The following is a 24,113-nucleotide window of genomic DNA, read 5'->3' on the forward strand; positions in this document are numbered from 1 at the left end:
GCGCGACCTCAGACCTTGTATCCGCTATGGATCGCCACGATGCCGGCGGAGAGATTCTTGTACTGGCAACGCGCGAAGCCCGCCTCCTCCATCATCGCCTTGAGTTCTTCCTGCGGCGGATGCTTGCGGATCGACTCGGCCAGATACTGATAGCTGTCGGCATCGTTCGCGAACAGCTTGCCCAGGCGCGGCAACACGTTGAAGGAGTGGAAGTCGTAGATCGGCTTGAACCAGTCCGCCTTCACTTCCGAGAATTCCAGCACCCGCGCCTGCCCGCCGACCTTCAGCACGCGCAGCATCTCGCGCAGCGCCGCCGGCTTATCGGTGACGTTGCGCAGACCGAACGCGATCGTGACCAGATCGAAACTCGCATCCGGGAACGGCAGACGCTCGGCATTGCATTGCACATATTCGAAACCGCGCACGTTGCCGCGATCGGTCATGCGGTCGCGGCCCACGCGCAGCATCTCACCGTTGATGTCGCCGAGCACCAGTTCACCCGTTTCGCCGACGCGATCCTTCAGCAGCGCGGCGATGTCGCCGGTGCCGCCGGCCAGGTCGAGCACGCGGTCGCCGCGCTTCACCTGCGCGGTGGCGACGAAATAGCGCTTCCAAACCCGATGGACGCCCATGCTCATCAGGTCGTTCATCAGGTCGTAGTTGCCCGCGACCGAGGAGAAGACCTGTCCCACCAGCTTCTGCTTCTCGGCGGTGGGCACTTCGCGGAACCCGAAATGGGTGGTATCGGGCTTCTTGTCTGCGGATTCGCTCATGGCGCGATTATCGCATCCCTGCCCGCGCCTGGGTCCGCCGTGCGCTCCCACCGTGCCTGGGGCGGCTCGACGCCATCGCGCGATGGCGGCAGACTGCCCGCAACCTCCCCGCGCACATTCCCCATGATCGCCACACCCGACTACCGCGCCCTGCTCGACACCGCCATTCGCGAGGCCCGTCAGGGGCTGGCCGAAGGCGGCATCCCGATCGGCGCGGCGCTCTACCACAACGACGGTCGCCTGCTCGGCTGCGGCCACAACCGCCGCGTGCAGGAAGGCGACCCGTCCGTGCACGGCGAGACCGACGCCTTCCGCAAGGCCGGCCGCCAACGCCGCTACAAGGACACCATCATGGTCACCACCCTCGCCCCCTGCTGGTACTGCAGCGGCCTGGTGCGCCAGTTCAACATCGGCACCGTGGTGGTGGGCGAATCGGTGAATTTCCCCGGCGGCATCGACTGGCTGCGCGAGAATGGCGTCAACGTGATCGACCTTGCCGACCAGGAGTGCATCGAAATGCTCGGCGGCTGGATCGCCGCCAATCCCGAGGTGTGGAACGAGGACATCGGCGAGGATTGAGCCTGCTGCCGCTTCGTTCGGGCAGACATGACTTTTCACAGTGCTATTCCCGCGGACGCACGAGTAGATTTGGCCCAGGCCATGCACGCGGAGCGGGAGAATGCGCGGACACTGGATCGGCGGAGCGATACTGCAGTTGGCGTTTTGCCTCAGCGCGCATGCACAAGGCGATCCGACCCAATCGCGCACGGTCCTGCGCCCGTCGGCGGCCGCAGTGGAAGTCCGCGCATCTTCGTACACGGCTGCGGACGGCACGACGCTGCCTTTCGACGTCTATTACGACGGCACGCACACGGGCAGGCGTGCAACCTTGATCCTGCTGAGCGGAAACGACGACCCGCGCAGCTGGGGAGGGTACGCCGACCTGGGCCGCCTTGCGGCACAACGCGGGTTTACCGCGATCGTGACGGCCAAACGCTATCCGCGCGGAAATGCCGGCACCGAATCGGCGTACGGCGATGTGTATTCGCTGCTCGAACAGCTCCAGGACCGCGTCGACGTCGCGGACCGGGAGCGGACCTGTCTATGGGGGTTTTCGGCGGGCGGGCGTCTGCTATCGCTGGCCTTCGCGCAACAAGCGCCCGCCTTGCGCTGCGCGATCGGCTTCTATCCGGTGCTCACCGCCGCTGCTGATGCGCCCTCCGACTGGAACCGCCGCTTCATTCCCGCCGATGCGGTGCTGGCGGGCGGCTCAGCGTCTTCGCCACCTATGCTGATCGTCCGTGCAGGCAAGGACACGCCGGAGATCAATCGAGGCATCGAATCCTTCGCATCGAATGCCCTGCGCCGCAACGTACCGGTCACCGTCGTCAACCTGCCCGAAGCGCGGCACACATTCGATTGGCACGACGATACGGCATGGTCGCGACGCGCGATCGAGGATGCGTTCGAGTTTGCCAAGCGCGCTACCGTGCAAGTCCGGGATTGACGGAGGCGTGCGGAAGGACGCCATCCGCACCAGCTAGGATGGCTTGAGCACCATCAGCCAGAAGATCACGATCACGCTGATGAATGCAGGCCAGCCCAGCCAGAACCACCAGCGCATGACGCGATGATAGGCGGCCGGCAACGGCGTTCCGGCCGCCGACGCGGCGGTGGCGAGATCACGCGCTCGCCACTGCAGCCAGAGCACCGGCAGCCAGCAGGCGCCGACCACGAAGAACAACAACAGCGCCGTCCTCAGCCAGAAGGCCGAATATGGATTTCCGAGCGCGTTCGCCAGCCATAGACCACTGATGAATTGCACCACCACTGCAGGCGCCGTGAAGCAGGCATCGGCGATCACCACCGTGCGTGCAGTCTCGGCGATGACCTTGGCATCGCCGCGCCTGTGCGCCAGCCACATGAAGAACGCGATGCCAAGGCCGGTACCGAGCAACAGCGTCGACGAGAGAATGTGAATCCACTTCACCCACAGATACATCGCCTATCTCCTGTCGGCCAACACCCACAACACTCCCAACGCCGGCAAAACCGCCAGATTCTTCGCCAGGCCGCCCAGCGGCTCCAGCCACAGCGCAGGCAGCGCGATGCCGAAAACGAGGGTGTATGCCGCCACCCCGATCGCCATCAAGACGAGCACCAGACGCGGCCGCCATCCAATCAACAAGAGAACGGCCAACACCAGATCGAAGACAGCGGCCATGCGTGCCAGCACCACCGGCTCGATTCCTTGAAGCGGCGATCCCGCCACCAATCGCTCGATGTCGGCAGAAGGCGTGAGCCAGCCTGTTATCGCCGACAACAACCACAAGACCACCATGCAAATCCGCAGCATCGGTGTGAGGAAATAAAGCTGGGCGTGCCAGCGATCCTGCACCTGGCTCGGCCGCGAGGCCAGCGTCTGCACCAATCCGCGCGGCGCGAAGTTGAACGCATCCCGCAGGCGTGCATGCGCGTCTGGAGTGGTCACGTTGCCTCGCCTCAACATGCGCCACATGGTTTCACCGACCGGACCGCTGCCCAAGCGCTCGAAGATGCCGACTTGCAGCGTCACCAGGACTTCTGGAACATGGATTTCACGTTTCCCCGAAATCCGTAGCCAGCGCCGCCATTCGCGCTGGTAATCACGCAATGGCATCGGTTCCGGGCCGCCGACTTCGTAGATGCCCGGCGGCGCCTCCAACGCAAGCGCTGCCAGATCTCCGAGATCTTCCGCCGCTACCGGCTGAATCGGCCAGCGACCATCGCCTGGCAGCACTTGCATGCCGGGAAATCCCGCCAACGCGCGCAACAATGACGTCCCACCATACGACCCGGCCGCGGCATAGACCACCGACGGGCGCAGCACCACGGTTTGCAACGGCAATTGTCGCAACGCCTCGTCGAAACGATGCTTGGAAGCAATGAATTCACCATCCTCCGGCAATCCCAGCGCCGAGATCTGCACGAAGCGATCGATGCCACGATCGATGCAGGCCTGAGCGAGCGCCAGCGGTGCCGCGACATGGATCGTCTCGAAGCGCTGGATGCCAGTCTCGCGCAAGATGCCGGAGGCGTTCACGACCGCATCGACACCGTCAAGCACCTCGCGCCAGTCGTCAGGCTTCGTCATTCGAGTCAGATCGCAGGCGCGCTCATCCTCTCCAATCGGTTTGCCGACCGGCCGGACGCCGCGCAATACTCGATGGCCGCGCCCGCGCAAGGCCGCCACGATGAAGCCACCCAGAAAACCATTGGCGCCCACGACCAGAACGGTCCGTGTCGCCGGGTCGGATGCTTCGTCTGCACGCATGCGCACAAACTAGCAGAATCCCAATCCCCCTTTCGCAGAGGTATCCGCCATGTCCCAGCATCTGGCTTCGATCCATTGGTCCCGCGACGGCAGGCCCTTCGACTACAACGGTTATTCCCGCGACCATGAGTGGCGTTTCGACGGCGGGCAGCGCGTCCGGGCTTCGGCCTCACTCGATTATCTCGGCAGTGCGGAAAGCATCGATCCGGAAGAGGCGCTGGTGGCGGCACTGTCCTCGTGCCACATGCTGACCTTGCTCGCCATCGCCGCGAAGAAGGGCTGGACGATCGACAGCTACGAGGACGATGCGGTCGGCACGATGGGCAAGAACGAGGCCGGGCGCCTTGCCGTGACGCAGGTAGTCCTGCGTCCACGCATCACGTTCGCGGAAGGCAAGGCGCCGGATGCGGCCGGCCTGACCCATCTGCACGAGCAGGCGCACATACATTGCTTCATCGCCAACTCGGTGAAGACGGCGGTGACGGTCGAACCCAGGGACGCCTGAACCTTTGCTTCGTCATCCCGGCAAAAGCCGGGATGACGAGACAAGGCGTTGACGGACGATCACGTCCCGACGTGGTAGTTGTTCTCGCACTCGGCGCAACCGATGTTCTCGAGCGCGATTGACAGCGCCGCGGTGTAGCTCTGTGCGCCATAGCCGTTGACGACAGCGAGCATCGGGCCGACTGGCGGCGCGATCACCGGTTCCTGCTGGCCGACGAAGTCGTCATGGACTTCGATGTAGGGCACTTTCAACCGCGCCAGCGCATCGCGCAACGAAGCCTTCGATTGCGAGTAGGCGCCGGGATCGAGCAGCACGATTTCCGCACGGTCGTCCGCGAGATGGGCGAGACGATCCAAAAGCTCACGCTCGTCGGCGCATTGATAACGACACAAGGTACGGCCAGCGCGCGCGGCACGCGCGTGCAAGGCCTCAAGGATGCCCGGCAGCAGCGACGCGTCGTATTGCGTGGCGGCCTGCGGTTCCGACATCCGGATCATCACGATCGACATGGTCAAACATCACTCCGATGCGCGCTTCGCATCGCCGCCTCGCGGCGATCAGCGTCGCGCATCGAGGACAAGATTAGGAGTGGCGACCATAAAACCACTATGCGCGCGCTGGTTGCGCGGCATAAAACACTCGTAAAACCAGCTGGTAGTCACCTGCCAGTTATCGTCATTCCCGCACCGAGGCGGGAATGACGGGTGAAACCATTCCTTACAGGATGTAGCGCGACAGATCCGGATCCCGCACCAGCTCGCCCAGGTGCGTATCTACATAGGCGCGATCGATCGACACGGTCCCACCCTTGTCCGGCGCGTCGAAACTGAGAGAGTCCAGCAACCGTTCGAGCACGGTATGCAGGCGGCGGGCGCCGATGTTCTCCTGGCGCTCGTTGACCTGCGCGGCGATCTCCGCAAGGCGATCCACGGCATCCGCTGTAAAGCCGAGTTGCACGCCTTCGGTCTTCAGCAACTCGACGTACTGCTTGGTCAAAGCCGCCTTCGGCTCGGTCAGGATGCGGACGAAATCGTCCTTGCTCAGCGCCGACAGTTCGACGCGGATCGGGAAACGGCCCTGCATCTCCGGGATCAGATCCGACGGCTTGGCGAGATGGAACGCGCCGCTGGCGATGAACAGGATGTGGTCGGTCTTCACCGAGCCGTACTTGGTGCTGACCGTGGAACCCTCCACCAGCGGCAGCAGATCGCGCTGCACGCCTTCGCGCGAAACATCCGCGCCCATGCCTTCACTGCGCTTGGCGACCTTGTCGATCTCGTCGATGAAGACGATGCCGTGCTGCTCGCAGGCCTCGATCGCGGCTTCGCGCACCTCGTCCTCGTTGACCAGCTTGGCGGCTTCCTCCTCGATCAGCTGCGGACGCGCGGCCTTGATGGTCAAGGTGCGCTTGTGTGTCTTGCCGCCGCCGAGATTGGAGAACATCTGCCGCAGCTGCTGGCCCATCTCTTCCATGCCCGGCGGCGTCATGATGTCGACGCCAACATTCGCGGAGAGTTCAAGCTCGATCTCGCGGTCGTCGAGCTCGCCGGCGCGCAGCTGCTTGCGGAATTTGGCGCGCGTGTCGTTGTCGGGCGCCTGGTAGTCCTCCGCCGGCTTCTCCGCGCCGAAGCCGAAGCCTCCCGGCATGCGTCGGGGCAGCAATGCGTCGAGGAGGCGATCCTCGGCGCGCTCCTCGGCCTGCGTGCGCACGCGTGTCTTGGCCTGCTCGCGATAGAGCTTGACAGCAGTGTCGGCGAGATCACGGATGATCTGCTCCACGTCCTTGCCGACGTAACCGACTTCGGTGAAGCGCGTGGCCTCCACCTTCACGAACGGCGCGTTGGCGAGCGTGGCCAGGCGCCGCGCGATCTCAGTCTTGCCGACGCCGGTGGGGCCGATCATCAGGATGTTCTTCGGCATCACCTCGTTGCGCAGCTCGTCGGGCAGCTGTGCGCGGCGCCAGCGGTTGCGCAATGCGATCGCCACCGCGCGCTTGGCCGACTGCTGGCCGACGATGTGGCGGTCGAGTTCCTGCACGATCTCGCGCGGGGTCATGGTGGCGGAGTTGGTGTCGAACTTGTTGGGCATGGGATTCTTGAAGATGAAGGAATGGCGGCTCTTCTCATCCGGACACGGGAGAAGATGATCGAACGCGTCGTGACGTTACAGTTCTTCGACCACCACGTTACGGTTGGTGTAGATGCAGATATCGCCCGCGATATTCAGGGCCTCGATCGCGATCTGCTTGGCATCGAGTTCGGTATGCGCGGACAACGCGCGCGCCGCGGACAACGCATAAGGGCCGCCCGAGCCGATCGCGACCAGTCCGTCCTCGGGCTCGATCACATCGCCCGTGCCGCTGATGATCAACGAGGTTTCCTTGTCGGCGACTGCGAGCAGCGCCTCGAGCTTGCCGAAGCGGCGCTCGGTGCGCCAATCCTTCGCCAATTCGACGGCGGCGCGCAGCAGTTGGCCGTGCTTTTCCAGCTTCGATTCGAACAACTCGAACAACGTGAACGCATCGGCCGCGGCACCGGCGAAACCAGCCAGTACCTGACCATCCTTGCCGAGGCGGCGCACCTTGCGCGCATTGGCCTTCATCACGGTATGGCCGAGCGTGACCTGGCCGTCACCGGCGATGGCGACGTGGCCGTTGCGGCGCACCGAAACGATGGTGGTGGCGTGGAAGACGTTGGGGTTCTGGCTGGGGTCCATGCGAATCTCCTGGTTAAGCCCCTTGGTGGGGGCTAATGGAAAGGAGCGCAAGGGGGTGAGCCAAGGCACGCTAGCGCGGCACTGCCGCGCTGCCTTGGCGAACGCCCGGCCACGGATCTAGAGCCGCGCCGTCAGCGCGGCGATAGGCTGGGCGATCCGAAGCCACACTAATGTCGCGCCAAGGATGGCAGCACGACATTACCCACAGAGGCAGCTCGCCTTACTTGACTTCCGCCTTCCGCCTCTTCGCACGCGGATGCGCCGCGTCATACACCTTCGCCAGATGCTGGAAATCCAGATGCGTATAAATCTGCGTGGTGGCGATGTCGGCATGCCCCAGCAATTCCTGCACACCGCGCAGATCACCGGAGGATTCCAGCACATGACTCGCGAAACTGTGCCGCAGCATGTGCGGATGCACATGCTTGAACAATCCTTGCCGCACACCGAGCTGCTTGATGCGAATCTGCACCGCGCGGGGCGAGATCGCCGCGCCGTGGCGTCCCGGGAATACGGGCGCATCATTGGCGGCGCCCGTTTCCGTGCGCCACGCGCGCAACGCCTCGCGCGCATGCGAGCCCACCGGCACGCTGCGCTGCTTGTTGCCTTTGCCGAGCACGGTGACGAGGCCTCCGTCGAGATCCAGATCGCGCCAACGCAGGTTGCACAGCTCGGACAAGCGCAGGCCCGAGGAATAGAACAGCTCCAGCAGCGCGCGATCGCGCAATCCCAGCATCGCATCGGTGGGCAGTTCGACCAGCTTCACGGCCTCGTCGGTATCGAGCACCTGCGGCAGCTTGCGCGGCGCCTTCGGTGCGCGCACCGAAGCGGCGGGATTGGCCTCGACGCGCCCGTGCTTGAGCAGCCATTGGTAGTAGCTGCGGCACGCCGACAGGCGACGCTGCAGGCTGGTCGCGGAAAGACCGCGACGCCGCTCGGCGGCGACGAAGGCGCGGATGTCCGCGTTCTGCAGCGCTTCCGGATTGTCCCTGCCCTGCGTCTGCGCCCACTGCGCGAGCGCGTCCAGATCGCGCTGGTAGGCATCCAGCGTGTGCGCCGAAAGCCGGCGCTCGACTTGCAGGTGCGAGATGAAATCGGCGATCGCCATGTTCTATTCTCGCGGTGTTCGGGCGTCGCGCTACGGCGCCCGGTCGAACCGTCGCAACGACGCCGCGAACGCATCTCCCATCATGCGCAGGAACAGCGTGCCCATGCCGGGGTAAAAGCGATTCGGATCACGGCTGCCGACCGCGACCAGCGCGGTGCCATCCAGCGGCAATAGCGCGCTCGACAGCACTTCCTCGGCACGCATGCCGTACAGCAATGCGTTCTTCTCCGGCTGCAGACGTCCGCACAGCGGCTCGCCGTCGGCCAGGCAATCGCGGAACGGCGACAAACGTGTGTCGCCCTGGGCGATCGTCTGTAACCAGTCGAGGTCATCGAGACCCGCGATCGGCTTGAACAGCACGATCCGCACCAGATCGCCGTTGAAATCCTCGGCCAGCGCCGCGGCCATCGCGCGCACGGTGTCGGCGGCATTGTCCTGCTTGAGCAGCGCCAGCGTGAGCTGATGCGTGCGCACGGCCAGACGCTCGTTCTCCTGCGCGTTGCCGAACAACTCGTGCAGACGGCGCGTGAGCTCGCGATTCTTGTCGCGCAACACTTCGAGTTGGTAGCTGGCCAGCGACGCGGCCGGCCCTTCCTCGCGCGGCACCACCATGCTCAGGGCGAGGTCCGGGAACTGCTGCAGGAATTTCGGATGCCGGCGCAGCCATGCGGCGATTTCGTGCGCGCCCAGCTTCTCAGTGTTGTCGATCATGCGGTCCACTCTCCCTCGAAAACGAATGCGGCCGGCCCGGCCATCGCGACTTGCGCGGCATCATCGGGCCAGCTGATGCGCAAGTCTCCTCCCGGCAGTGCGACGACGACGTCGCGATCGATGCGCCCGCGCCGCATCAGCACCGCCGCGGCGGCGCAGGCGCCGCTGCCGCAGGCCAGCGTCTCGCCGGCACCGCGCTCGTACACGCGCAGGCGGATGCGATCGCGCGCGACCACCTGCGCGAAGCCGACGTTCACCGATTCTGGAAACCAGGGCGAGGCCTGCAGGGCGGGCCCGAGCCGCGCCACCGGCGCATGATCGATATCGTCGACCTCGATCACGGCATGCGGATTGCCCATCGAGACGGCGCCGAAATGCACGCGCTCGCCGTCACTGAGTTCGGCCTCGTAGATATCGCGCGTCTCTCCGAAGCCGCGCATCGGCACGATCTCCGGCGCGAAGCGCGGGATGCCCATGGCGATGCGATAGCGGCCATCGCCGAGCACATCGACATCATGCGTGCCGGCCGGGCTATCGAGCGAGAAGCGTTCACCGCTCGCCGCGCCATCGCGCAGCAGCCAGGCAGCGATGCAGCGCGCGCCGTTGCCGCATTGCTGCGAGGTGGAGCCGTCCGAATTCCAGATGCGGTAGGCCGCTGCCGCCTGCGCGGTTCGCGGCGCTTCGATGGTTAGGATCTGATCGCAGCCGACGCCGGTGTGGCGATCGGCCAGGGCGCGACACAGTTCCGGTGACGGCGCCGTGCGCGCGCGCAGGTCGAGCACGACGAAATCGTTGCCCGCTCCGTGCATCTTGGTGAACCGCAGGGTTGTCGCGCTAGCCATGTCGCGTCGTGGAAGGCATGGGCCTGACGAGCGGGGCTCCCTTTGAAGTGAGCCCGTTTGAAGCGAGCCCGTTCAAGGCTGGGTGGAAGGCGGCGATTCCGCCGGCGTCGTCGACTCCGTCGTGGGAGCCGGAGTCGTGGAAGCCGGGGTCGTCGTGGTGTCGGCGGGCGTTTCCGCGCCGCTGCTGGTTTCGCTCTTCTCGCCTTCCGTCGGCGTCGTACTGTCGGTAGCCGGCGCGGCGGGCGTCACCGGCGTGGGCGCCGGCTTCTCCGGCAGGACCAGCGGCCCTTTGTTGCCGCAGGCGGTCAGGGAGAAGGTGACGGCGAGCAGGAGCGGAATGAGAGATGGCTTCATGGGGAGGAGTTTAGCCGCTCATGTCCACAGAAAGACAACCCGGTGCGGGCGATCCGTGGCAATGCGATTCAGGCCACGCGATAGGCCGCAGGCTTCGGACAATGCGCTGCGGAGAATGCGCTCCAGGCGGAGCGCTCAGCGCCGCGGTTCCGGCCGCAACCACAGCCAGGTCGCCACCGCCGCCATGCAGGCGATGGCGAACGCGGCGATCCAGGGGCGCGAGAACCACAGCAGGATCGCCGCGCAGAGGGTCATCGTGATGCTCGCCATCCATTTCGCGCGCCGGCTCACCGCGCCCTGCGCCTGCCAGTCGCGGATCGCCGGGCCGAAGCGCGGATGCGACAGCAGCCAACTGTGCAAGCGTTCGGAACCACGCGCCGCGGCCCAGGCGGAAATCAGCACGAACACGGTGGTCGGCAACCCCGGCACGAAGATGCCGACGATGCCGATACCGAGGCTGACATAGGCGAGCAGCCACCAGGCCCAACGGGGCATGTTCAGGACACCATGTTCAATAGCGCTGGGGCGCACGCGTTCATCCGTGCATTATGCGCGCGGACGAACGCGGGAAAGGCCTGATCGGAGCGTTATTGCTTGCCGACGTTCAACTGATCGAGCAGGAACGCGTACATCTCCGACAGTTCGCGATACTTGCGGAAGCGACCCGACTTGCCGCCGTGACCGGCGTCCATGTTGGTGCGGAACAGGATCGGCTGCTTACCTGTGTCGAGATCGCGCAGACGCGCCACATACTTGGCCGGCTCCCAGTACTGCACCTGCGAATCCCACAGGCCGGTGCCGACGAACATCGCCGGGTAGGCCTGCTTCTTGAGATTGTCGTAGGGCGAGTAGGACAGCATGTACTCGTAGTAATCCTTCTTCTCGGGATTGCCCCATTCGTCGTATTCGTTGGTGGTGAGCGGGATGCTCGGATCGAGCATCGTGGTCACCACGTCGACGAACGGCACCTGCGAGAGGATCACGTGATACTTCTCCGGCGCCATGTTGGCGACCGCGCCCATCAGCAGGCCACCGGCGCTGCCGCCGTAAGCGGCGACGCGATCCTTGGCCGCGTAGCCTTCCTTCACCAGATAATCGGTGACGTCGATGAAGTCGGTGAAGGTGTTCTTCTTCTTGAACAGCTTGCCCTCGTCGTACCACTTGCGGCCCATCTCCTGCCCGCCGCGGATGTGCGCGATGGCATAGACCATGCCGCGGTCGAGCAGACTCACCGTGGTGAGGCTGAAGCTCGGGTCCATCGACGCACCGTAGCTGCCGTAGGCGTACTGCAGCAGCGCGGCCTTGCCGTTCTTCTCGAAGCCCTTCTTGTAGACGATCGAGACCGGAATCTTGGTGCCGTCGCGCGCCGTGGCCCACAGCCGCTCGGTCACATATTGCGACGGGTCGTAGCCGAGTACCGGCTGCTGTTTCAGCTGGCGACGCTCGCCGGTCTGCGTGTTGAGTTCGTAGGTAGTGGCCGGCGTGGTCATCGAGGTGTAGCTGTAGCGCAGCCAGGGCGTATCGTACTCCGGGTTGATGTCCAGGCTCATCGAATAGGCCGGCTCGTCGGCAGCGACGTGGCTTTCCTTGCCGTCGGCGGCGATCAGGCGGATACGCTCCAATGCATCAGAGCGCTCGGCGATCGCGGTGAAACCGTCGAACAGGTCGAAGCCTTCGATGAAGACGTCGTCGCGATGCGCGATCCAGTCCTTCCAGTCCTTGCGCGAGGTGCTGCCGTCGGGCGCCGTCACCAGCTTGAAGTTCTTGGCACCGTCGGCATTGGTGCGGATCACCCAGCGACCGCCCAGATGCTCGGCGTCGTACTCAACGTCGCGTTCGCGCGGCGCCAGCACCGTGAATTTGTCGGGATCGGCGGCCGGCGCGCAACGCAGTTCGCTCGACACCGTGCTGCTGACGCCAATGCAGATGTACTTGTCGTCGCGCGTGCGCGAGATGCCCATGTAGAAGCTGTCGTCCTTTTCCTCGTAGACCAGCTTGTCCTCGCTCGCCGGGGTGCCGAGGACGTGTTTTTTCACGCGCACGGTGAGCAGGGTTTCGGGATCGTTCTCGACGTAGAACAGCGTCTTGTTGTCATCGGCCCAGACCAGGTTGGGCGAGATGCCCTTGATCTCGTCCGGATACAGCTCGCCGGTCTCCAGATTCTTGAACCGGATGTTGTACTGACGGCGGCCGACGGCATCCTCGGCCCAGGCGAGCAGCTTGTTGTCCTGGCTGACTTCGTAGTCGCCGACGCTGAAGTAATCCTTGCCCTTCGCCATCGCATTGACGTCGAGCAGTACCTGCTCGCCGGTCTTGTCGGTCTGCTGGGTCGCGGCGAGCACGCTCAGCGGCGTGGTGCCGTCGGCATCCTTGCGGCGAGCGTGGATCGGATAGTCCTGGCCGGTCTCGAAACGCGTGTAGTACCAGTAGCCGCGCTCGCGGAACGGCACGGAACTGTCGTCCTGCTTGATGCGCGCCACGATCTCGTTGTAGAGCTTGTCCTGCAACGGCTTGAGCGGCGCCATCACCTGATCGACGTAGGCGTTCTCCGCCTTCAGATACCCCAGCATGGCTTCGTTCTTGCGCGCGTCGTCGCGCAGCCAGTAGTACTCGTCCTGCCGTTCGGCACCGAACGGCGCCTTGACCGTGTGCGGCTTCTTCTCGACATCGGGCGGTGCGGGCAGTTCGGCGGCGGACAGATTCGTGGTCATCATGGAGACGGCGGCAAGAAGAAGGAGTGTCGGTTTCATAGGTAGGGCTCGCGAGTGTGCGATGCAATGGTGTGTGGCCCCTCCCCCTGCTTGTAGGGGGCGGCTGGGAGGGTGCTGTGAGGGCGAAACGCCGAATTTGCCGCGCGAAAAGCCCCACCCCAGCCCTCCCTTCCATTCGGAAGGGAGAGAGCGGATTCCTTACTTGGTCAGTTCCTTCCAGAGGAATGTGTACGCCAGCGCGTTCATGTGTGCCTGCTGCGCGTTGTTCGCCGCGCCGCCATGCCCGCCTTCGATGTTCTCGTAATAGCGCACGTCCTTACTGGCGGCCTGCATCTTCGCCATCATCTTGCGCGCATGGCCGGGATGGACGCGGTCGTCCTTGGTGGAGGTCATGAAGATCGTCGGCGGGTAGGTCTTGGCCGGGTCGAACAGGTGATACGGCGAGAAGGTCTTGATGAAATTCCAGTCCGCCGTGTCCGGATCGCCGTACTCGGCCATCCACGAGGCGCCGGCCAGCAGATGGCTGTAGCGCTTCATGTCCAGCAGCGGCACCTGCACCACCACCGCGCCGAACAGCTCGGGATACTGCGTGAGCATGTTGCCCATCAGCAGGCCGCCGTTGCTGCCGCCCTGGATGCCCAGGTGCTTGGGTGAGGTGATCTTGCGTGCGACCAGATCCTGCGCGACCGCGGCGAAGTCCTCGTAGGCCTTGTGGCGCTTGGCCTTGAGCGCGGCCTGGTGCCAGCGCGGCCCGTATTCGCCGCCGCCGCGGATGTTGGCGAGCACGTAGACGCCGCCCTTCTCGAGCCAGCCCTTGCCGATGCCGCCGGAATAGGTCGGGGTCAGCGAGATCTCGAAACCGCCGTAGCCGTACAGCAGCGTGGGATTCGCGCCGTCGAGCTTCATGTCCTTGGGATGAATGATGAAGTACGGCACCTTGGTGCCGTCTTTCGACGTGGCGAAATGCTGTTCGATCGCATCCTTCGAGGCGTCGAAGAAGACCGGCATCGACTTCAGCTTCTCGATCCCGTTCGCCACGCCCGGATTGACCAGCATGAGCGTGGTCGGAGTGAGGAAGTCGGTGACGGTCATCCACACTTCATCGCTTTCGTCACTATCCACCGCACCGACGCCGACGGTGCCGTATTCGAGCGAGCCGACTTCGAGCGGCTCGGATTTCCAGCCACCTTCGCCGTGCTTGAGCAAGAACAGCTTGTTCTTGACGTTGTCCAGGACGTTGAGCACCACCTGCGTCTTGGTCCAGGTGTAGCCGGCCAGCGACGTGGTATCGGTAGGCTCGAACAGCACATCGAAGTCGCGCTTGCCGGCCATGAAACCGTCGAGCTTGGTCGCCAGCAGCGAACCCGCCTTGTAGGTCTTGCCGCCCACGGCCCAAGGTTCGCGCAGCTCCAGCATCAGCCAGTCCTTGCGCACGCCCTTGTTGACCGAGTTCGGTACATCGATCTTGGTCAGCTTGCCGTCCTTGCCACGGAGATAGAGCTCGTCGTTGTAGAAGGCGATGGTGCGGCTGACGTAATCGCGCTCGTAGCCTGGCGTGTTGTCGTGAAAGGCCGCGATGTACATGTCTTCCGGCTTGCCTTCGTACACTACCTTGGCCGATTCGATCGGCGTGCCGCGCTTCCACTCCTTGACGATGCGCGGATAGCCGGAGCTGGTCATCGAGCCGGGGCCGAAATCGGTAAAGACGTACACCGTGTCCTGGTCGATCCAGCCCAGCCCGCCCTTGGCCTCCTTGCGCTGGAAGCCGTCCTTCACCCACTCCTTGGTGGTGAGGTCGAATTCGCGGGTGACGTCGGCGTCGGAGCCGCCCGGCGAGAGCGCGATCAGGCAGCGCTTGTATTCGGGTTTGAAACAGTCGGCCCCATGCCAGACCCACTTGGCGTTCTCGGCCTTGTTGAGCGCGTCGAGGTCGATCACCGTCTCCCACTGCGGGTTCGGCTTGCGGTATTCCTCGAGCGTCGTGCGGCGCCACAGGCCGCGTTCGTGCTGCTTGTCTTTCCAGAAGTTGTAGTAGTAGTCGCCGATCTTCTCCACGCCGGGAATCTTGGCGTCGGAATCGAGGATGGCGCGGATGTCGCCCTCGAGCTTCTTGAACTCGGGCGTTGTCGTCAGTTCGGCCTCGGTCTTAGCGTTTTCGGCCTTGACCCACTCCAGCGCCTTGGCGTCCTCGACGCCTTCCAGCCACTGGTAAGCGTCGGCCTGTTGAGACTCAGCCTGTTGAGCGTCGGCAGCGCCGGCGTTTTGCATCGCATCCTCCTTCGTTTCGTTCCCGGAGGCTTGCGCAAAGGCGGGTGTGCCGGCAACACCGGCGGCCAGGCTCGCGGCCAGGCAGAGTGACGACAACTTCGGCATGGGCTCTCCAATCAGGATCGGGGTCTATTCGAGACCCGCGAACCTAACACAGGGCAGGCACCGCCCCGTTGTGCCGAAAGTGTGGTCGAGACCCGCTGTGACCCAGATTGCTCAGGCGGCCTGCGGCCACCGCTGCTGCGGCGCCGGCATCCTGCGGCGACGGGCCTGGACATGCGTGCGCGGACGCCGCCGTGCGCCGGATGCTGCCCCCGCAGCATGCGCCCGCGCGCGCGAACCGGCGGCCCGAACGAGCAGCAGGGTCGCCAGGCTGACGAGAGGCATGCCCACCAGCCACAAGGGCATCCAGCCCAAGGCCGCGCTGTCGCCGCGGGCGGCCGGCAACGACAGCATGGCGATCACGCCGAGGAACACGGCGCCGAGCAGCCAGGACACGATCTGCGGGTCGACACGGGACGCCGCGACGTCGGCGATGTCCGGCGAATACGGGGAGGCTTCCGGGGAAACGAAGTGGCTGCGGCGGTTGGCGAGCATGACGGCGCTCCTTGGATCGGGAGTGCAGGCTCGCCGGTCGTCATCTCACAGGCTGCGATCCTTGCGCCGCCACCGAATTTCGTCGCGCGCCTTCAGTAACCGGCCGCATCCAGCGCCTTGCGCGTCTCGGCACGCCCGACCTCGATCGCCTCCTTGGCGCGCCAGAATTCGTAGAAATGACAGGTGTCGCGCGGAATCTCGATCACCAGCTCGGGCGGATCGAGCGCCAGCTGCACGCGCGCGAGCTGGCCCTGCATGGTGTCCAGCGACAGCCCCATGGTGTCGATCAAGCTTTTCTCGCCGGACGGATTGCCCATCCGTCCATCCAGCCAGCGCGTGAAACGCCGGCCGCGCGCCTGGGCGGGCGCGTCAGGCGCCTCGGCGAGCGTGCCGGGCGGCCGCTTCGGCCAACCGTTCATGTTCACCGCGATCAGCCGGTGCGCATCGGCCATGCGCGTGGCCGCGATCGGCAGCGGCGCGAGCAGGCCGCCGTCGACCAGCTCTCGGCCGTGCACCAGATGTGGCGTGAACAAGCCCGGGATGGCGAACGAGGCTCGCAGCGCGTCCCACAACGGACCGGTGCGCAGCCAGACCTCGCGCTGGCGCTCCAGATCCACCGCGACCGCGGTGAAGGACACCGGCAGCGATTCGATATCGGGATTGCCGACCACCTCTCGCATCGCATCCACCAGGCGGTGGCCGTTGATCAGGCCGGGACGGCCGAGCACCGGATCGAGCAGGCGCAACACGTCCGCGCGCGTCTTCGCCTCCATGCCTTCGCGGAATTCGCGCAGACGGCCGGCCGCGAACACGCCACCGACCAGCGCGCCACTGGACGCGCCGGCGATCGCGACGATCTCGAAACCGCGCGCCTCCAGCTCCTCGATCACGCCGATCTGCGCGAGGCCGCGCGCGCCGCCCGCGCCGAGTGCGAGCGCGACCGGTTCGCGCTTGGCGATCTTCGGCGGATCGGCGGCCGCCACGTCAGTTATCGTAGTTGCTCAGCGCCAGCGCCAGCAGCGAACGCGCCTGTTCGCGCAATGCCTTCGGCTCGATGATCTCGGCGTCGCTGCCGTAGTGCAGCACGTCCATCAACAGTTCGCGCGCGGCGCTATAGGGAATCTTCAGTTCGTAGCGGCCATCGGGCAGGAAGCGCCCCTGCTGCTGCGAATGCCAGTGTTCGTCGGCCACCCAGCGCGCGGCCTTGGCGCTGAAGAGGATCGTGGCCACGCCCTTCGGCGGTCCAGAGAAGATGCCGTAGCTGCCAGCCAGATGACGATCGAGTTCGGCCTCGTCGATGTCGCGGGCGGGCGCGTCGAGCTGGCGCGCGCCGGCGATGCGATCGACCGAGAAGCTGCGCAGCGCCTCGCGATCATGATCCCAGGCGTCGAGATACCAGTTGTCGCGATAATGAGTGATGCGCTGCGGCGAGACCGTGCGCCGCGACTTCTCGTCGGTGGAGCGCGCGCGGTATTCGAAACTGAGCTGCTTGCGCGAGAGCACCGCCGAGCACACGGTGCGGAAGGCGTGCTCGTCCATGCGCCGGGTGCGGTGCGGAATCACGCGCACGCGCTCCATCGGCCAGGCCTTGCCGGCGGCGTGCTCGGACAGCAGCTTCTCGATGCGTCCCTGCAACGGCGCCAATGCCGAGGACAGCACGCCGCCGCCGCTGCGCGACAGCAATTGCTGCGCGGCGAGCAGTGCGTGCAGTTCGTCCGAGTTCAACCACAGGCCGGGCAATTCGAAACGGCCGCCTTCGTCGGCGTCGTAACGGAAGCCGGCTTCGCCGTCGCCGACCACCGGCGCCATCAGGCCATCGCGCAGGAAGGCCAGATCGCGGTAGACAGTGGCGCGCGAGCATTCGAGTTCGTCCTGAAGCCGCACTACCGTCACCGGGTAGCGCGAAGTCTTCAGGATGCGGTGCAACGATAAGATGCGTTCGTAACGGTCCATTGTGAGTGCCGTAACCGGGTGGCGTCCGCCGATCCGCCTAGCATCGCATCGGCACGATCGACACCGCCAGTCCCATTATTGTGACAGGCGGCCTTCTGCCGTCTTCTCCGCGAGATATTGGGCTGCCGCTCGTCCGACGAAGCTGCGGCCGGGGTTGTCGCTAGCGATCCAATCCTGCGGCGGAAATAGCGCGAACAGTCCAACTTTGACCAAGGTGGGCACTGCCAGCCGCAGTTCGTCCTCGATCTGGCCGCGCTCGCCGCGGTTGTAACGCTCGACGTTGTGCAGCATGGCGGCGACCGTGCCGGTCTGCACCGCGCTGCCGTCCTGCAGCCGCACCACCGGCAGCGATTCGCCATCGGCGACGATCTTGTGGTTGATCGCGCCCAGGCGATCGGTGTTCTCGGGGGAGGATGCCGACACGACGGTTTTCCGGCCAGGCGCGGATTGCGCACCTCGAAGAGATGACGCTCCACAGCGGCTTTTCAAGGACGCGATGGCGCCGCGCACGGATGCGCCCATGACGGCGCCCTCGCCCGCAGGCACAATATCGCGATGCAATCGCCAGCTCCGAACCGAGAATTCGGCCGCCAGCCCGACGCAGCCTGCACGGAGCCGGGCCGCGCATGAAGCAGCCGGCCATCAACCTGTCGCCCTCGCCGGGTGATGAGGTCAAGACGACCACCTGCTACATGTGCGCCTGCCGTTGCGGGATCAAGGTTTGGCTCAAGGACGGGAAGATTCGCTACATCCAGGGCAATCCCGCGCATCCGGTGAACCGCGGCGTGCTGTGCGCGAAGGGCGCCTCCGGCATCATGCAGCACTACTCGCCGGCGCGGCTCGACAAGCCGCTGCTGCGCACGGGCGAGCGCGGCAGCGGCGAGTTCAAGGAAATCGAGTGGGAGGACGCGCTGCAGATCGCCACCGAGTGGCTGCGGCCGATCCGCGAGCGCAATCCCGACGAACTGGCCTTCTTCACCGGCCGCGATCAGTCGCAGGCGCTGACCGGTTGGTGGGCGCAGCAGTTCGGCACGGTCAACTATGCCGCGCACGGCGGCTTCTGCTCGGTGAACATGGCGGCCGGCGGGCTGTACACGCTCGGCGGCTCGTTTTGGGAGTTCGGCGAACCGGACTGGGATCACGCGCGCTACCTGATGCTGTGGGGCGTGGCCGAGGATCACGACTCCAACCCGATCAAGCTCGGCCTCGGCAAGTTGAAGGCACACGGCGCCAAGATCGTGGCGGTGAATCCGGTGCGCAGCGGCTACGGCGCGATCGCCGACGAATGGATCGGTATCCGTCCTGGCACCGATGGGCTGTTCGCGTTCGCGCTGATCCACGAATTGCTGCGCATGGACCGGATCGATCTCGACTACCTGGTGCGCTACGCCAACGCGCACTGGCTGGTGATCCGCAATCCCGGCGGCGCCGATGACGGACTGTTCGCACGCGATGCCGAAGGCAGGCCGCTGTGCTGGGATCGCAACACAAATGCCACGACCGACGCGAACGCCATCGACATCGCGCCCGCCGTCGTCGGCGAATACGACCTGCCTGACGGCCGCAAGACCGTCCCGGTCTTCCAGCTGATCGCCGAACGCTACCTCGATCCGCAATACGCGCCGGACAACGTCAGCGAACGCTGCGGCATCCCCGCCGACACCATCCGCCGCATCGCGCGCGAACTGGCCGAAGCCGCCTTCGACAGCAATCTGACGCTGCCGACCGCCTGGACCGACGCCTGGGGCCGCGAACATACCGAAATGGTCGGCCGTCCCGTCGCCATGCACGCGATGCGCGGCATCAGCGCGCACAGCAACGGCTTCCACACCTGCCGCGCGCTGCATCTGCTGCAAGTGTTGCTCGGCGCGGTGGACGCTCCCGGCTCGTTCCGCTACCAGCCGCCGTATCCCAAACCGATTCCGCCGCCGAACCGCCCCGGCAAGGCACGCAAGGACAACGGCGCGCTCGACGCCCCGCCGCTCGGCTTCGTGCATTCGCCCGCCGATCTGCTGGTCGACGCCGAAGGCCAGCCGCGCCGCATCGACCACGCCTTCTCCTGGGCCTATCCGCTCTCTGCGCACGGCATGCTGCACACCGTGATCCGCAACGCCCATGCCGGTGATCCGTACCGCATCGATACGCTGCTGATGTTCATGGCCAACATGAGCTGGAACTCGGCGATGAACACCACCGAGACGATGCGCTGGCTCACCGACAAGGACGAGGACGGCGGCTACCGCATCCCGCGCATCATCTATTCCGATGCCTACGCCAGCGAAATGGTCGCCTACGCCGACCTGGTGCTGCCGGACACGACCTACCTCGAACGTTTCGACGCGATCAGCCTGCTCGACCGCCCCATCTCCGACGCCGACGGCGCCAGCGACGCGATCCGCCATCCCGTGCTCGACTCGGCGAAGCAACGCGAAGGGCGTGACGTGCGCGGCTTCCAGTCGGTGTTGCTCGAACTCGGCGCGCGCCTCGGCCTGCCCGGCATGACGCGTGAGGACGGCACGCCGATGTATCGCGACTACGCCGACTACATCGTCCGCCACGAACGCGCGCCCGGCGTCGGACTGCTCGCCGGCTGGCGCGGCGATGGCACGCATCACGGCAAGGGCGCACCGAATCCGCAGCAGTTGCAGCGCTACATCGACAACGGCGGCTTCTGGCGCGAGGAGATTCCCGAACACGCGCGCTACTTCAAGATGGCCAACCGCGGTTATCTGGAATGGGCGCAGAAACTCGGCTTCGTCGGCTCGACCGAACCGATCGTGCTGCAGCTGTATTCGGAAATCCTGCAGACCTTCCGCCTCGCCGCGCAGGGCCACGGCGAGCGCCAGCCGCCGAAGGAACACCGCGAACGCATCGCCACCTACTTCGATCCGCTGCCGATCTGGTATGAACCGTTCGAACACGACCAGACCAGCCGCGAGGCCTTCCCGCTCAACGCGGTAACGCAGCGGCCGATGTTCATGTACCACGCCTGGGGATCGCAGAACGCCTGGCTGCGCCAGATCACCGCGCGCAATTACTTGTACCTGCATCCCGACACCGGCGCGCACCACGGCATCGGCGACGAGGACTGGATCGAAATCACTTCGCACCACGGCAGCATCACCGTGCAGGCGAAATTCGCCGGCAACGTGCAGCCGGACACGGTGTGGACCTGGAACGCGATCGGCAAGCGCAAGGGCGCATGGCGCCTGGCGAAGGATGCGCCGGAAAGCAATCAGGGCTTCCTGTTGAATCACCTGATCTCCGACAAGCTGCCGCAGACCGACTACGCCAACGCCGATCCGGTCACCGGACAGGCGGCGTGGTTCGACCTGCGCGTGCGGATTCAAAAAAGCGAGCCTCGCAAGGTGGATGCCGTGCAGCAGTCCCAGCCGCAATTCCCATCGCTTCCGTTTGCCGCCGCCGACACGGCCCCCTTGCGTTACGGCGCCGATTTCAGAAAGCGGCCTAACCGATAACTTGGCTGATGACCTCCCTGCCGCCCCCCTCGAAGAAGAAGCTCGGCCTGGTGATCGACCTCGACACCTGCGTCGGCTGCCACGCCTGCGCCACCAGCTGCAAGGAATGGAATGCCGGCGGCATCGCCGGGCCGCTGACGGACGAACAACCCTACGGCAAGGACCCGAGCGGCGTCTGGTTCAACCGGGTGCATAGCTACGAGCTTCCAGCGCAGGCCGCGGAGCCGAGCAAACCGGCGCAGCCGGCGATGACGCTGCACTTCCCGCGCTCCTGCCTGCATTGCGAACAGCCCGCCTGCGTCACCGCCTGCCCCACCGGCGCCAGCTACAAGCGCGCCGAGGACGGCATCGTGCTGGTCGACGAGGACAAGTGCATCGGCTGCAAGCTGTGCAGCTGGGCCTGCCCGTATGGGGCGCGCGAGTATTCGCCCGTCGAAGGCGTGATGAAGAAATGCACGCTGTGCGTGGACCGCATCTACAACGAGAACCTCGACGAATCCGAACGCCAGCCCGCTTGCGTGCAGGCCTGCCCGACGCGCGCGCGGCACTTCGGTGATCTGGCCGACCCGGAATCGAAGGTGTCCAAACTCGTGGCCGAGCGCGGCGGTGTCGATCTGATGCCGCAGCTGGGATATCAGCCCACGAACAAATATCTGCCGCCGCGGCCACGTCGCGATGGCAGCGACGCTACCGCAGTGACCGACGAGTCGCTGGATGCCAAGGCATTGCCGACTGCCTTGCGCTGGCTCGATCGGATGCTGTCTCGATGAGCCGCGACGCCCTTCCCCGTCATTCCTGCGAAAGCAGGAATCCAGTGACTTTCGTCCAGCCGCTCATTGCCGTGCCGATGAGCAAAGACACTGGATTCCTGCTTTCGCAGGAATGACGAGCAAAAAGCCGAGACTTCCGGATGCATCCCGCCTTTTCCGTCATCGTCTTCACCACGCTCTCCGGCGCCGGCTATGGCCTGATGGTATGGCTCGGCCTGCTGCAACTGTCCGGACGGTTTCCCGCCGACGCCACGCCGTCATGGCTCTGGGCGGCGCTATTGCTGAAGGCATTGGTGCTGGTGAGCATCGGCCTGCTCAGCTCGACGTTGCATCTGGGAAAACCTGGTCGCGCATGGCGGGCGTTCTCGCAATGGCGCACTTCATGGCTCTCGCGCGAAGGCGTGATGGCCGTGCTGACCTATTTGCCCGCGATCGCCCTGCTGGCGCCGATCGCCGCCGAAATATGGACGCCCTATCGCATCGTCTTCACCGCGACGACCATCTCGGTGCTGGTCATCGCACTCGTCGTCTGCGCGCTGCTGACGGTGGTCTGCACAGCGATGATCTACGCCTCGCTGAAGCCGATCCCCGCATGGCGCCATCCGCTGGTCGTGCCCGGCTATCTCGCCTTCGCGCTGCTCAGCGGCGCGGTGTTGCTGGCGGCGGCGCAAGCGGTTGTCGATCGCGTGTCGCCGGAAGCCTGCATCGCGATCGCAGTGCTGGCCTTGCTCACCGGCGCTCTGAAGCTGTCGTACTGGCGCGGCATCGATCGCCAGGCGCTGCCCGCCACGCGAGGCGATGCGATCGGCCTGCCCGGCCGGGAGCCGAGCGTGTTCGAGCGTCCGCACACCGAAGGCAATTACCTCACCCGCGAAATGGGCTTCGTGCTCGCGCGCAAGCATGCGCGCAAGCTGCGTGTGATCGCGCTGGTGCTGTTCGCCGTGCTGCCGCTGCTACTGATGGCGCTCGCGCTGCTGCTCCCCGCGACGGGGATCGGCGCGATGCCAGCCACGGCATTGGCGGTGCTGGCGGGTGCATTCGTCGAGCGCTGGCTGTTCTTCGCCCAGGCGCGGCACCTGGTGATGCTCTATTACTGAGCGCCAGCGGGCCGACGGATGGCGGAAACTGGGCTTCCGGACACAACGCGCTCTGAATACGGATGCTCAAAATGTTAAATCCGTCTTGGAGCCGTCATCCCGGACTGACATAATCCCGGTTCTGTAACCGTTTTCAACAGGTGCGCACGTGTCCGCGGTTTGGTGGCTGGCGCTCGCCGGCCTACCCGTTTTCCAGCATCCCTTGCCCGAATCTCCGGGCGAGCCGGCGGCGATCGCCCTGGCGGCGGGACGGATTTCGTTGCGGACTCCCTGTTACGAGCTGGTCTGTCCAGATGCCGAATGGAGCGCCGACACTCCGTGGCTGGCCGTACAGCCGCGCAAGGATGGCCAACTGCCGTCCCCCCTGGCTTCACCGTTCTCCAAACGCTATGCCGCGTTGAATGCGCCCGTCTCGCGTCGCGTCTGGGTCGAGTCCCAGCTCGACAAGTCCAAGGTCGGGGCGAGCTATCGTTTTCAGGCGTTGTCCAAGCCGGGAAGCGATCTGCAGGTGCAGCTCGGCACCGGCTACCGATTGCTGAGCTATGACGACAACGCCTGGGTCGATGCGCCAGTCGCGCGCGGCAGCGTGGTCTATTCGCGGCAAATCAGCCCGGAGATCCGTTTCCAGCAGCAGGCGCAGATCGAAGCCATCCCGAACAACACCAATATCCGCCAGACGTTCGGCTTCAACATCGCACTGGCGCCGAAATGGGCGTTGAACTCGGCGGTGGAATTCAGTCGTGACACCGGCTTCAACAGCACGCTGGTCCGGCGAACGCTGGGACTGAGCATGCCGCTGGTCTCGCAATGGACGCTGGATTCGGAATTGCGCCGTTACTCCACGACGACGAACAACGGCGACCAGGCCTACACCGAAGGCTCGATGAATTTCCGCTACGCGTTCTGATCCGGCACGC

General features: G+C 65.2%; 24 protein-coding genes. 7 read left to right on the forward strand and 17 right to left on the reverse strand.

Annotated features, from left to right (window positions below):
- Window positions 1-8 precede the first annotated feature (8 nt).
- On the reverse strand, window positions 9-773 hold the full coding sequence (ubiE, locus tag LG367_RS11700) for a bifunctional demethylmenaquinone methyltransferase/2-methoxy-6-polyprenyl-1,4-benzoquinol methylase UbiE (RefSeq protein WP_226469432.1): 765 nt from the start codon (window positions 771-773) through the stop codon (window positions 9-11).
- Window positions 774-896: 123 nt separating this feature from the next.
- Here ubiE and LG367_RS11705 point away from each other — a divergent pair, with 123 nt between their 5' ends.
- On the forward strand, window positions 897-1,352 hold the full coding sequence (locus LG367_RS11705; protein ID WP_226469433.1) for a nucleoside deaminase: 456 nt from the start codon (window positions 897-899) through the stop codon (window positions 1,350-1,352).
- A gap of 100 nt (window positions 1,353-1,452) precedes the next feature.
- The gene (locus tag LG367_RS11710; RefSeq protein WP_226469434.1) at window positions 1,453-2,280 is read left to right on the forward strand and encodes an alpha/beta hydrolase; all 828 of its coding nucleotides are present in this window, start codon (window positions 1,453-1,455) and stop codon (window positions 2,278-2,280) included.
- Window positions 2,281-2,313: 33 nt separating this feature from the next.
- Here the strand turns inward: LG367_RS11710 and LG367_RS11715 are convergent, their stop codons facing one another.
- Together LG367_RS11715 and LG367_RS11720 are read right to left on the reverse strand one after the other, a co-directional pair.
- Entirely contained in the window at window positions 2,314-2,775 is a 462-nt protein-coding gene (locus LG367_RS11715; protein ID WP_226469435.1) for a DUF2269 family protein, read from the reverse strand.
- Between the two features lie 3 nt (window positions 2,776-2,778).
- Entirely contained in the window at window positions 2,779-4,086 is a 1,308-nt protein-coding gene (locus tag LG367_RS11720; protein ID WP_226469436.1) for an SDR family oxidoreductase, read from the reverse strand.
- A gap of 49 nt (window positions 4,087-4,135) precedes the next feature.
- Here LG367_RS11720 and LG367_RS11725 point away from each other — a divergent pair, with 49 nt between their 5' ends.
- Window positions 4,136-4,591 carry an OsmC family protein gene (locus tag LG367_RS11725; RefSeq protein WP_226469437.1) on the forward strand — a complete coding sequence of 152 codons (456 nt, stop codon included), beginning with the start codon at window positions 4,136-4,138 and terminating at the stop codon, window positions 4,589-4,591.
- 59 nt (window positions 4,592-4,650) lie between these two features.
- Here LG367_RS11725 and LG367_RS11730 read toward each other — a convergent pair whose 3' ends face one another.
- From LG367_RS11730 to LG367_RS11795, 14 genes are all read right to left on the reverse strand, one after another.
- Window positions 4,651-5,100, reverse strand: coding sequence for a type II 3-dehydroquinate dehydratase (locus tag LG367_RS11730; RefSeq protein ID WP_226469590.1), 450 nt, complete (start codon window positions 5,098-5,100; stop codon window positions 4,651-4,653).
- A gap of 208 nt (window positions 5,101-5,308) precedes the next feature.
- Complete coding sequence (hslU, locus tag LG367_RS11735) at window positions 5,309-6,679, reverse strand: ATP-dependent protease ATPase subunit HslU (RefSeq protein WP_484497306.1); 1,371 nt, start codon at window positions 6,677-6,679, stop codon at window positions 5,309-5,311.
- A gap of 75 nt (window positions 6,680-6,754) precedes the next feature.
- Window positions 6,755-7,306 carry an ATP-dependent protease subunit HslV gene (gene hslV, locus LG367_RS11740; RefSeq protein WP_226469438.1) on the reverse strand — a complete coding sequence of 184 codons (552 nt, stop codon included), beginning with the start codon at window positions 7,304-7,306 and terminating at the stop codon, window positions 6,755-6,757.
- A gap of 220 nt (window positions 7,307-7,526) precedes the next feature.
- Window positions 7,527-8,414: a tyrosine recombinase XerC gene (gene xerC, locus LG367_RS11745; protein ID WP_226469439.1), complete on the reverse strand. Its 888-nt coding sequence runs from the start codon at window positions 8,412-8,414 to the stop codon at window positions 7,527-7,529.
- Between the two features lie 30 nt (window positions 8,415-8,444).
- Window positions 8,445-9,125 carry a DUF484 family protein gene (locus LG367_RS11750; protein WP_226469440.1) on the reverse strand — a complete coding sequence of 227 codons (681 nt, stop codon included), beginning with the start codon at window positions 9,123-9,125 and terminating at the stop codon, window positions 8,445-8,447.
- Window positions 9,122-9,967 carry a diaminopimelate epimerase gene (dapF, locus tag LG367_RS11755; RefSeq protein ID WP_226469441.1) on the reverse strand — a complete coding sequence of 282 codons (846 nt, stop codon included), beginning with the start codon at window positions 9,965-9,967 and terminating at the stop codon, window positions 9,122-9,124. The genes LG367_RS11750 and dapF overlap by 4 nt, the downstream gene beginning before the upstream one ends.
- Window positions 9,968-10,039: 72 nt before the next feature.
- Complete coding sequence (lptM, locus tag LG367_RS18545) at window positions 10,040-10,321, reverse strand: LPS translocon maturation chaperone LptM (RefSeq protein ID WP_264179890.1); 282 nt, start codon at window positions 10,319-10,321, stop codon at window positions 10,040-10,042.
- A gap of 135 nt (window positions 10,322-10,456) precedes the next feature.
- On the reverse strand, window positions 10,457-10,816 hold the full coding sequence (locus LG367_RS11765) for a YbaN family protein (protein WP_226469442.1): 360 nt from the start codon (window positions 10,814-10,816) through the stop codon (window positions 10,457-10,459).
- Between the two features lie 92 nt (window positions 10,817-10,908).
- Entirely contained in the window at window positions 10,909-13,071 is a 2,163-nt protein-coding gene (locus tag LG367_RS11770; protein WP_226469443.1) for a S9 family peptidase, read from the reverse strand.
- 159 nt (window positions 13,072-13,230) lie between these two features.
- Complete coding sequence (locus LG367_RS11775; protein WP_425490955.1) at window positions 13,231-15,405, reverse strand: prolyl oligopeptidase family serine peptidase; 2,175 nt, start codon at window positions 15,403-15,405, stop codon at window positions 13,231-13,233.
- A 111-nt stretch (window positions 15,406-15,516) separates the two neighbouring features.
- Window positions 15,517-15,897: a hypothetical protein gene (locus LG367_RS11780; protein ID WP_226469444.1), complete on the reverse strand. Its 381-nt coding sequence runs from the start codon at window positions 15,895-15,897 to the stop codon at window positions 15,517-15,519.
- Window positions 15,898-15,989: 92 nt separating this feature from the next.
- Window positions 15,990-16,880 carry a patatin-like phospholipase family protein gene (locus LG367_RS11785; protein WP_226469445.1) on the reverse strand — a complete coding sequence of 297 codons (891 nt, stop codon included), beginning with the start codon at window positions 16,878-16,880 and terminating at the stop codon, window positions 15,990-15,992.
- Between the two features lies 1 nt (window position 16,881).
- Entirely contained in the window at window positions 16,882-17,850 is a 969-nt protein-coding gene (locus LG367_RS11790) for a helix-turn-helix transcriptional regulator (RefSeq protein ID WP_226469446.1), read from the reverse strand.
- 75 nt (window positions 17,851-17,925) lie between these two features.
- Entirely contained in the window at window positions 17,926-18,273 is a 348-nt protein-coding gene (locus tag LG367_RS11795; protein ID WP_226469447.1) for a DUF7709 family protein, read from the reverse strand.
- 203 nt (window positions 18,274-18,476) lie between these two features.
- Between LG367_RS11795 and LG367_RS11800 the strand changes: the two genes are divergently transcribed.
- The 4 genes from LG367_RS11800 to LG367_RS11815 all read left to right on the forward strand — a co-directional run bounded on the left by LG367_RS11800 (window position 18,477) and on the right by LG367_RS11815 (window position 24,103).
- Entirely contained in the window at window positions 18,477-21,329 is a 2,853-nt protein-coding gene (locus LG367_RS11800) for a molybdopterin oxidoreductase family protein (protein ID WP_226469448.1), read from the forward strand.
- Window positions 21,330-21,337: 8 nt separating this feature from the next.
- Window positions 21,338-22,099 carry a 4Fe-4S dicluster domain-containing protein gene (locus tag LG367_RS11805; RefSeq protein ID WP_319004023.1) on the forward strand — a complete coding sequence of 254 codons (762 nt, stop codon included), beginning with the start codon at window positions 21,338-21,340 and terminating at the stop codon, window positions 22,097-22,099.
- 140 nt (window positions 22,100-22,239) lie between these two features.
- Window positions 22,240-23,196 (forward strand): dimethyl sulfoxide reductase anchor subunit family protein, encoded by a 957-nt coding sequence (locus tag LG367_RS11810; RefSeq protein WP_226469449.1) that lies wholly within the window; start codon window positions 22,240-22,242, stop codon window positions 23,194-23,196.
- A 148-nt stretch (window positions 23,197-23,344) separates the two neighbouring features.
- A complete protein-coding gene (locus LG367_RS11815) occupies window positions 23,345-24,103 on the forward strand; it encodes a DUF481 domain-containing protein (protein ID WP_226469450.1) in 759 nt (252 codons plus the stop codon).
- The last annotated feature ends 10 nt before the right edge of the window (window positions 24,104-24,113 follow it).

Origin of the sequence: Luteimonas panaciterrae (assembly GCF_020511115.1) — a bacterium.
Taxonomy (GTDB): Bacteria; Pseudomonadota; Gammaproteobacteria; order Xanthomonadales; family Xanthomonadaceae; genus Luteimonas; species Luteimonas panaciterrae.

Bases quoted from the DNA above. Each gene is read 5' to 3' on its own strand.
- ubiE (WP_226469432.1), bottom strand. From the start codon at position 773: ATGAGCGAATCCGCAGACAAGAAGCCCGATACCACCCATTTCGGGTTC.
- LG367_RS11705 (WP_226469433.1), top strand. From the start codon at position 897: ATGATCGCCACACCCGACTACCGCGCCCTGCTCGACACCGCCATTCGC.
- LG367_RS11710 (WP_226469434.1), top strand. From the start codon at position 1,453: ATGCGCGGACACTGGATCGGCGGAGCGATACTGCAGTTGGCGTTTTGC.
- LG367_RS11715 (WP_226469435.1), bottom strand. From the start codon at position 2,775: ATGTATCTGTGGGTGAAGTGGATTCACATTCTCTCGTCGACGCTGTTG.
- LG367_RS11720 (WP_226469436.1), bottom strand. From the start codon at position 4,086: ATGCGTGCAGACGAAGCATCCGACCCGGCGACACGGACCGTTCTGGTC.
- LG367_RS11725 (WP_226469437.1), top strand. From the start codon at position 4,136: ATGTCCCAGCATCTGGCTTCGATCCATTGGTCCCGCGACGGCAGGCCC.
- LG367_RS11730 (WP_226469590.1), bottom strand. From the start codon at position 5,100: ATGTCGATCGTGATGATCCGGATGTCGGAACCGCAGGCCGCCACGCAA.
- hslU (WP_484497306.1), bottom strand. From the start codon at position 6,679: ATGCCCAACAAGTTCGACACCAACTCCGCCACCATGACCCCGCGCGAG.
- hslV (WP_226469438.1), bottom strand. From the start codon at position 7,306: ATGGACCCCAGCCAGAACCCCAACGTCTTCCACGCCACCACCATCGTT.
- xerC (WP_226469439.1), bottom strand. From the start codon at position 8,414: ATGGCGATCGCCGATTTCATCTCGCACCTGCAAGTCGAGCGCCGGCTT.
- LG367_RS11750 (WP_226469440.1), bottom strand. From the start codon at position 9,125: ATGATCGACAACACTGAGAAGCTGGGCGCGCACGAAATCGCCGCATGG.
- dapF (WP_226469441.1), bottom strand. From the start codon at position 9,967: ATGGCTAGCGCGACAACCCTGCGGTTCACCAAGATGCACGGAGCGGGC.
- lptM (WP_264179890.1), bottom strand. From the start codon at position 10,321: ATGAAGCCATCTCTCATTCCGCTCCTGCTCGCCGTCACCTTCTCCCTG.
- LG367_RS11765 (WP_226469442.1), bottom strand. From the start codon at position 10,816: ATGCCCCGTTGGGCCTGGTGGCTGCTCGCCTATGTCAGCCTCGGTATC.
- LG367_RS11770 (WP_226469443.1), bottom strand. From the start codon at position 13,071: ATGAAACCGACACTCCTTCTTCTTGCCGCCGTCTCCATGATGACCACG.
- LG367_RS11775 (WP_425490955.1), bottom strand. From the start codon at position 15,405: ATGCCGAAGTTGTCGTCACTCTGCCTGGCCGCGAGCCTGGCCGCCGGT.
- LG367_RS11780 (WP_226469444.1), bottom strand. From the start codon at position 15,897: ATGCTCGCCAACCGCCGCAGCCACTTCGTTTCCCCGGAAGCCTCCCCG.
- LG367_RS11790 (WP_226469446.1), bottom strand. From the start codon at position 17,850: ATGGACCGTTACGAACGCATCTTATCGTTGCACCGCATCCTGAAGACT.
- LG367_RS11800 (WP_226469448.1), top strand. From the start codon at position 18,477: ATGAAGCAGCCGGCCATCAACCTGTCGCCCTCGCCGGGTGATGAGGTC.
- LG367_RS11805 (WP_319004023.1), top strand. From the start codon at position 21,338: ATGACCTCCCTGCCGCCCCCCTCGAAGAAGAAGCTCGGCCTGGTGATC.
- LG367_RS11810 (WP_226469449.1), top strand. From the start codon at position 22,240: ATGCATCCCGCCTTTTCCGTCATCGTCTTCACCACGCTCTCCGGCGCC.